The sequence below is a fragment of the Corynebacterium sp. HMSC056F09 genome (assembly GCF_001815785.1).
Lineage (GTDB): Bacteria > Actinomycetota > Actinomycetes > Mycobacteriales > Mycobacteriaceae > Corynebacterium > Corynebacterium hiratae.
Genome location: NZ_KV821888.1, coordinates 1 through 1,183 on the forward strand (window position 1 = coordinate 1; position 1,183 = coordinate 1,183).

At 53.4% G+C, this 1,183-nt stretch carries 1 rRNA gene; it reads left to right on the plus strand.

The features are described 5' to 3' along the window. Positions 1-1,183: ribosomal RNA gene (locus tag HMPREF3056_RS13585) — 23S ribosomal RNA — on the plus strand; the annotation flags it as partial.

Here is a 1,183-nt window from a genome sequence, read left to right on the forward strand (position 1 = left end):
TGCTTGTGTGTTGTTGTTAGGTGAAGTGGTGTGGAAACGCCTACCGTAGAGGGTGATAGTCCCGTAGTTGAAGGCTTCGATGCATTAGTTGTTGGGTTGCCCGAGTAGCAGCGGGCTCGTGGAATCTGCTGTGAATCTGCCGGGACCACCCGGTAAGCCTAAATACTCAGTGTGACCGATAGTGTATTAGTACCGTGAGGGAATGGTGAAAAGTACCCCGGGAGGGGAGTGAAATAGTTCCTGAAACCATGTGCTTACAATCCGTCAGAGCACTTTTTATTGTGTGATGGCGTGCCTTTTGAAGAATGAGCCTGCGAGTCAGCGGCATGTCGCGAGGTTAACCCGTGTGGGGTAGCCGTAGGGAAACCGAATCCTAATGGGGTGTTGAGTGGCATGTCCTGGACCCGAAGCGGGGTGATCTACCCATGGCCAGTGTGAAGCAGTAGTAAGATGCTGTGGAGGCGCGAACCCACGTAGGTTGAAAACTGCGGGGATGAGTTGTGGGTAGGGGTGAAAGGCCAATCAAACTCCGTGATAGCTGGTTCTCCCCGAAATGCATTTAGGTGCAGCGTCGCATTAGCTTGGTGGAGGTAGAGCTACTGGTTGGTTGAGCGGGACTACAATCTTAGCAATGTCAGCCAAACTCCGAATGCCATCAATTGTGTTGTGCGGCAGTGAGACTGTGGGGGATAAGCTTCATAGTCGAGAGGGAAACAGCCCAGATCGCCGGTTAAGGCCCCTAAGGGTGTGCTAAGTGGAAAAGGATGTGGGATCGCGAAGACAGCCAGGAGGTTGGCTTAGAAGCAGCCATCCTTGAAAGAGTGCGTAATAGCTCACTGGTCGAGTGGTCCTGCGCCGACAATGTAGTGGGGCTCAAGCACACCGCCGAAGCCGCGGCAAACATTTTTTGTTTGGGTAGGGGAGCGTCGTGCATGTGTTGAAGCGTTACCGTAAGGAGGCGTGGAGTGTGTGCGAGTGAGAATGCAGGCATGAGTAACGAATTGGAAGGTGAGAATCCTTCCCGCCGGATGACTAAGGGTTCCTGGGTCAAGTTCGTCTTCCCAGGGTGAGTCGGGACCTAAGGCGAGGCCGACAGGCGTAGTCGATGGACAACCAGTTGATATTCTGGTACCCGTATATCCGCGCCCATGATAAAGCACTGATACTAACCACCGCGGATACG